The following is a 7,223-nucleotide window of genomic DNA, read 5'->3' as shown; positions in this document are numbered from 1 at the left end:
GACTATAATTAGCTGGTCTAAGTTTAAAACATATCTCAATATTTTATGTTCTATAACAGCAGGTATAGTCTTATTATCAGTTATCAATCACATCATCAAAGTTTGGAATAAGTAGTTTATTTAAATTGCATGTAAGAGCTGTTGTGGTAGCTTTTTATCTTTAGTTCAATTTCATCAATTCCTCTGGCTCTAATAAATATAATAAAAACATCATCTTTATTTATAGTTCTTACAGTATATTACTCTATGGATAACTATTGATCTATGTTTCTCATTATCACTTCCAATATAGTCTAATTCGAACCTTTGAGGTAATTGAAAATTTGAATAAACTTTATCCCTTTTGTAATATGTTGTAAAGAGTTTTCTTATTATTTTGATAAATTTGTTTTTAATTCCTTTAACCTTAATAACAATTCATTATATTCTTCATCCAGTGCTACTACATCATCCTTTTTTGATGGCATGGATAGCCTTCCAACAACTTCTGAAAGACGATTTTGCAATATGAAAATTTCATTTTCAATTTCTTCTTTATCATTATCTTCACATTTATTTTTACTATCTAAGTACTCCTTATAGTTACCTTTAAAAACCTTAATTTTATGATTTTCTATAGTCATTATATGGTCTGCAATAGATTCTACAAATCTTCTATCGTGGGATACAAACAATAAAGTGCTATGATAATCTTTAAGTACATTTTCTACAATCTCAAGAGAGTTTATATCCATATAATTAGTAGGTTCATCTAGTATAAGGATATTTATATCTTGTAATAGCATTTTTGCAAAGGATACTTTAACTCGTTCTCCTCCACTTAATACACTTACTTCTTTATAGATATCTTCTCTTTTAAATAATAATCTTGCTAGTAGTATCCTAGCGAAAGTTTCATCATGTATGCTACTTTCCATTACATTTTCTATAATAGTACAATTTTCTTTTAAAATGTCTATAGCTTGACTAAAGTATCCTATCTTTGCTCCTTTAGCAATTCTAATGGATTTATCATTGTCCATTATCATCTTTATTAAGGTACTTTTTCCACATCCATTAGGACCAATGAGTGCTACCTTTGAGGTGTTATATATGCTAAATTCAGCATTATCTAGTATCATCTTCTTGTCAAATGCCTTAGTTATATTTTTACCCTCTATAACTATTTTACTATGGAGCTTATTTGAATCCTCAATGTCTAGCTTTATGCTAACTTGTTCTTTAGGTTTTTCTTTAACTTCAAGGTGATCTATTCTCTTTTCAATATTTTTCACCGTTCTTTCAATATTTGCCCTTGCCTTTTGACCTCCCATCTTGTGAAGCCTAGCCTCGGAATTTCCCATTCGTTTAGGAGTTGTCTTTATACTCTTTACCCTTCGTTTTGCATCGGTAATTACACTTTTAAGTTGCTTCTTTTCTTTTATATACTCCTCATATTCAAATTCAGCTCGGTCTCTCTCCTTAGCTTTCAAAGCAGCATAGTCACTATAATTACCATAATATATTTTTATTCTGCCATCCTCTATTTCTAAAATCTTATTACATAATCCGTCTAAGAAGTTTCTATCATGAGATATAAGGATTAATGCTCCTTTATATTTTTTAAAACTTTTTTCCATAAGCTCAATGCCCTCTATATCCATATTGCTAGTAGGCTCATCTGCAAATGTCAACAGATTATTCTGGCTTAGAGCGTGAGCAATTTTAAATCTAGTCTTTTCTCCTCCACTCATGTTCTCATTCCAAATACTTTCTACATTAAATCTAGAAGCCATTTCATTAGTTATTGATGTACTTTCTGGTCCTTCTAACTGGGATATATATGAGTATCTTCCGTATAACTTAACACCTCCTTCATCTGGCTGCAATCTTTGGCACAATATATTAATTAATGTAGTTTTACCAACTCCATTTACACCTATAATACCTATTCTATCCTGGGAATAAACCTTTAAATTTTCTATATCCAAGATAGCTCTATCACCAAAACTTTTTTTAATATTACTACATTCAACTAATAACAAAAAATCCCCTCCTTATAATCTGGAGAGGATAGTATCGCAACTATATCATAACCTTTAATATACACTAAATAAAACCTTGAAATATATACAAAAAAATCAGTATATATTAGGATTCAAAGTCATAATTAAGATTAATAACACACTATATTGACAAACTATCAACAGTTACAAAAATACTATCCACTCACAAAATCAAATAAAATGCATAACAACAAAGCCTTTCTTTAGGCCTCATTCTAATTTTGATTTCTCATAAATAAAAGTGAATTATATTCTCATGTCTGCAAATACCTTGCCTTTCTTAAAATTGAGTTTTAAACTACTCAATAATAATTATATAAATAACTCATTGGACTGTCAACTTCTTTGACCTAGACTTATCTCTACATGTCTTACATTCATTAACCATCTATATTATACCATTCTTATAAACAGGTAATTTAAAATTTAAAGCTACACTCTATATGAAAAACATCTCCTAAACATGCCTATATTCATGTATAATATATATTAGTTAATATACATTTGTTTTTATAGTATTAACAAATTAAAAATAAAATTCAAAAACATAAGATATAATAAATAAAAAGGAGTCAGCTATGTTGAAATATAAATGTTTAGTCCTTGACCATGACGATACCGTTGTTAGAAGTACACCTGAAATACATTTTCCAGTATTTAAAAATACATTATTTAAACTTCGTCCAAATATAGAAATAACTCTAGATGAATTTATGATGTATTGTTTTGATCCTGGATTTAATTCTTTATGCTTTGATATTTTGAAGTTTACAGAGGAGGAAATGAACTATCAACTTACTACATGGAATGAGTATGTAAAAAACAATGTACCTGCTTTCTATACTGGATTTGAAAGAATTATTCAAAGGCAAAAAGAAGAAGGTGGACTAGTTTGCGTTGTCTCTCATTCTTACAGTGAAAACATAAATCGCGATTATTTAGAGAATTGTAGTCTTGCTCCAAACATGATTTTCGGATGGGAACGCTGTGAAGAAGAGCGTAAGCCTAATCCATATCCTCTTCAGGAAATTATGCGTAAATATGGCCTTAAACCTAATGAACTTATAATGATTGATGATTTGAAGCCAGGCTTTGATATGGCAAAAAGTTGTAATGTAGATTTTGCTAGTGCTGGATGGTCACACACAAATAGCTTAATTATAGAATTTATGAAAAAAAACTGTGATTATTATTTTAATAAGGTTGAGGAGCTTGAAAAGTTTTTATTTGAATAACATTAATCCAAAAGTCAATGAATAAATATCTCTTTCCAGAAGGTGTATATGTAACTTTTTTCCAATACTGTATTATAATAAAATAATAAATACCTCTGCCAAATGACTATGTCAGAAGTATTTATTTTTCTACTATCTAAGTAGAATTTTACTCACTCCCTCAACAACTTTTTATGTGTCTTTTTACTGCGTTTGGTTCCAGAATTGCTTGCCTTCTTTTTCCTGTTGATTTATACAAAACAGTAATGTTTTTACTCATGCGCTCATACATCCTTACAAAAAATAAAATTTACTAAAATCCACACAATTAACCCCTAACTTCTTATCATCAATAATATTCCTATCCATATTTATCCAACTATTACATTTATCAATGATAATTGCATCACTAGATACTACATTTTCTTTTGTTTCTAATATACTATCCACATTGTTAATAATCTCTACCTCTACTTTAAATTGTAAATTTTCTAGCAATTCTAAGATTCTCATCTTCAGTCTCCCTGAATTTGAAACTGGTTTATCTAAATAGAATATAGCTTTATTAACTTTATATTGTCCTAATCTTTCACCTAGTAGTTTAATTGCTATATCTGTTTTATCTATGACTGAATATGTACCCCGAAGTCCTGCTAAATCTCTTATTGTACCATCCATTGACTTTATAATTAATGAATTAGAAAGTGCAACTTCTAGAGTTATTATTGTATTAAAACCATCTATGTTAACTGTTTTACCAGATAAAGAATCAGTAACTTCTTTAAATTTTCTATTTGTAACATCTTCACTTTTAGAAATTCCCCTCACTAAAGCAAGCCTCTGCCTTTCAGTGGCCTTTTCTACTACCTTTCTTTTTTCACCATTCATTATGCTCCACATTATAAGGATTATTCATCTCATTTGTATGGAATCTATAAAATTGATAAATACTTTAATATGTGTTACTATTAGGCGTTGAATAAAGGATGAAAGGTATGAGTAAATGAATTTTAAAGAATTAGGAATTAGTACAAATATAATAGATATATTAAATAAATCTGGGATAAAAGATCCAACTGATATTCAAAGAGAAAGTATTCCATATATTAAAGATGGAAAAGACCTTATAGCTGAAGCTCAAACTGGCACAGGTAAAACTTTAGCATTTCTATTGCCCATTTTTGAAAATATTAATCCGAACCTTGATGCTACACAAGTGTTAATATTGACTCCAACCCGCGAGTTAGCTATTCAAATTACTAACGAGGCCTCTAAATTAGCTGAGAGCGTAAATATAAATATTTTAGCTGCTTATGGCGGAAAAGATATAGGTTCCCAATTAAATAAGCTTAAGGGAAGCATTCACTTAATAATAGCTACCCCTGGAAGACTTCTTGATCATCTTGAGAGAAAATCAATCAATTTATCTAAGCTTAAAACCTTTGTTCTTGATGAAGCAGATCAAATGCTACTTATGGGTTTTAAAAATGAAGTAGAAAATATAATCAAGCATACTCCTAAAAACTATCAAACATTATGTTTTTCTGCTACTATGGATTCTTCTGTTAAAAAACTTGCTTATAAATATATGAAAGATCCTATTGTGGTGTCTGTGAAAAAAGAAAGCATAACTCTTTCTACTATAAATCAAGAAATTGTTGAAACTACAGATCGCTTAAAGCAAGATTCCCTCTTTAAAGCTCTTGAAGAAGATAACCCATTTATGGCAATAGTCTTCTGCAGAACTAAAAGAAGAGCCGATGCTCTTGAAATGGCTATGTGTAAAAGAAAATTTAATTGCGAGAAAATCCATAGCGACGTTCCTCAAAATAAAAGAGAAAGAATCATGAAGTCCTTTAGAAATGCGGATATCCAATATCTAATTGCAACGGATGTAGCTGCAAGAGGTATCGATATTTCTGGTATCACTCACATATATAACTATGACATCCCAGAATCTCCAGAAAGCTATATTCATAGAATTGGTAGAACAGCTAGAGCTGGTGAAAGTGGATATACTTGTTGTTTTATGGATCCCAAAGATACCCATTTACTTGAAAAAATTGAAGAAAAAATAGGATTTAAAATTTCTAGAAGAAATATAGATTTAGTGTAACTTGAGGTTTAACATGATATAAAATAATAAGGTACTAGGGGATTTATTTCCCTCAGTACCTAGCTTTAAATTATATTTTTTCCATTTATATTAACCCAAGTTTAATTCCACATTTTTTAAATGGTTAACATCAAAAATAAAAGTTTCTATTTTTATTATTAATCATATTCTATATAACTTCATCGATTTCTAATAATTATTATTAAATAAATTTTTTTATTAAATCAAGATTATTCTTTAAACGCTTATTACTAGGAGATATTTCAACTGCTTTTGTTATATAATAATATGACTTATTGTAAAGTTGTAAATTAAAACAAGCAATAGAAGCAAGATCATATGGTTCTGAACCCCATGCTCCTGGTTCATTAATATAAGACAACGGTCTATCTTCTATTTTAAGTGCACATTCTATCATATAAAGCACCCCTGACCATTCTTGTAATCTATATAATAAATTTGCCATATTTACATAGGGTTCTCTCAAATTAGGTTCCTCTAAAATGGATTTGGCAAACCATTCCTTAGCTTTACTAATATCTCCTTTTTCCATATAAGATTTTGCTATATATCTCATAGAAGCAGAACGTTCAGATTTCCATAATGCTGTTGGTAATTCTAGGTGCTTTAATAATGTACTAATACATTTATCCCACATCTCCATATACATATATTCTCTGCCTAAATAGTGTAAGTTTCTATCATCATTTGGATCTTCTTGTACCGACAATTCAAGAAGACCTAAATATTGTGCCCTAGATTTTGATTTTTCAGGATAGTGATTTAGTTGTATTTTGGGTTCAGTACTAACAATATATTGTTGATCACCATAATAATTCAAAACTTCATGAACGGGATGAACCCATTTAAAACCATTACGTGCATGAATTTTTTCGTATAAAAATACATATCCTTCATTTCCATCTTCATCAAAATTCCAAGTATATCTATATCGTAACTGTTGAGTATCCTCTTTCCATGCATTCTCAACCTTTTCTCTCCAACCCTTTTCAAATACCTCATCTAAATCTGTGCATACACAAATATCAGTGTCTTCTGGCACTAGTTCTAACGATTTATTTCTTGCTACATCAAACCTCCAAGGATTAAAAATTTCTTTATATACATTCACCCCTAATTCTTTCAACTTATTTACTGTATTATCTGTTGAACCAGTATCTAAAACTATTATACTATCAGCTTCAGACATTGATTCTACCCATCTTTCAACGAACTTCTCTTCATTTTTACATATTGCATATACACAAATTTTATATGAATTCATCACAAAACACCTCACTAAGCTCTAAAATCTTTATAATTTATACATTTATTTTTATAATTTTTAAGTATTTTTATTATTATTTTAAAATTTAGCTGGAGTTATTATAACCCCAGCTGAGTAAATTTTATAGGTGTACGCTAACTATTGATAAAGATGCACGAACATTTACATCTGCAGCAAGCAATACTGAATTCGTACTTATATTGGTTAAGTTAATTGTGTCACCAACAACACCATTTATTATTACAAACCCAGAAATTTGGTCTCTTACATTACTAGGATTACTTGCTGGTCCCTGTATAGAACCATTTTGTAAAACTGCAAAGGAAACATAATTTGCTGATGTACTCTCATAAGAAACCCACCAACTAACGTAGTAAATACCTGTCCTGTTAATAGTAATAGTTGTGTTTGTATTCCAAACTAAATCTCCATCATAATTTGCATTAATAGCATCAAATATGATTGGAGCATTTGCTAGAACTTCTTGTTGTAGATTTCTAGAAACTTGAAGTCCTCTTAATTGTGAATTTCCACCAGTAGGGCCTGTTGGGCCTTGTGGT

At 29.6% G+C, this 7,223-nt stretch carries 5 protein-coding genes and 1 pseudogene; 2 read left to right on the top strand and 4 right to left on the bottom strand.

The window, feature by feature from the left end; genetic code table 11:
• Positions 1-371: 371 nt before the first annotated feature.
• A complete protein-coding gene (abc-f, locus tag B2671_RS04325; protein ID WP_346869314.1) occupies positions 372-2,024 on the bottom strand; it encodes a ribosomal protection-like ABC-F family protein in 1,653 nt (550 codons plus the stop codon).
• A gap of 599 nt (positions 2,025-2,623) precedes the next feature.
• Here abc-f and B2671_RS04320 point away from each other — a divergent pair.
• Positions 2,624-3,280, top strand: a complete 657-nt coding sequence (locus tag B2671_RS04320) for an HAD family hydrolase (RefSeq protein WP_346869313.1) — start codon at positions 2,624-2,626, stop codon at positions 3,278-3,280.
• A gap of 273 nt (positions 3,281-3,553) precedes the next feature.
• Here the strand turns inward: B2671_RS04320 and B2671_RS04315 are convergent, their stop codons facing one another.
• Positions 3,554-4,147 carry a DUF5616 domain-containing protein gene (locus tag B2671_RS04315; RefSeq protein WP_346869312.1) on the bottom strand — a complete coding sequence of 198 codons (594 nt, stop codon included), beginning with the start codon at positions 4,145-4,147 and terminating at the stop codon, positions 3,554-3,556.
• 115 nt (positions 4,148-4,262) lie between these two features.
• On the opposite strand from B2671_RS04315, the gene B2671_RS04310 reads away from it, so the two are divergent.
• Positions 4,263-5,375, top strand: coding sequence for a DEAD/DEAH box helicase (locus B2671_RS04310; protein ID WP_346869311.1), 1,113 nt, complete (start codon positions 4,263-4,265; stop codon positions 5,373-5,375).
• Positions 5,376-5,577: 202 nt separating this feature from the next.
• Here the strand turns inward: B2671_RS04310 and B2671_RS04305 are convergent, their stop codons facing one another.
• The gene (locus tag B2671_RS04305; protein ID WP_346869310.1) at positions 5,578-6,660 is read right to left on the bottom strand and encodes a glycosyltransferase; all 1,083 of its coding nucleotides are present in this window, start codon (positions 6,658-6,660) and stop codon (positions 5,578-5,580) included.
• Positions 6,661-6,784: 124 nt separating this feature from the next.
• Positions 6,785-7,223 (bottom strand): annotated as a pseudogene (locus B2671_RS04300) (hypothetical protein); the annotation flags it as partial.

Origin of the sequence: Clostridium sp. UBA5119 (assembly GCF_002414285.1) — a bacterium.
Taxonomy (GTDB): Bacteria; Bacillota; Clostridia; order Clostridiales; family Clostridiaceae; genus Clostridium_J; species Clostridium_J sulfidigenes.
The sequence above is the reverse complement of the archived record's forward strand: the minus strand, read 5'-3'. Positions and strand labels throughout refer to the sequence as shown.

Excerpts from the sequence above, each read along its gene's own strand:
- B2671_RS04310 (WP_346869311.1), top strand. The coding sequence starts at position 4,263 with ATGAATTTTAAAGAATTAGGAATTAGTACAAATATAATAGATATATTA.
- B2671_RS04305 (WP_346869310.1), bottom strand. The coding sequence starts at position 6,660 with ATGAATTCATATAAAATTTGTGTATATGCAATATGTAAAAATGAAGAG.
- B2671_RS04320 (WP_346869313.1), top strand. The coding sequence starts at position 2,624 with ATGTTGAAATATAAATGTTTAGTCCTTGACCATGACGATACCGTTGTT.
- B2671_RS04315 (WP_346869312.1), bottom strand. The coding sequence starts at position 4,147 with ATGAATGGTGAAAAAAGAAAGGTAGTAGAAAAGGCCACTGAAAGGCAG.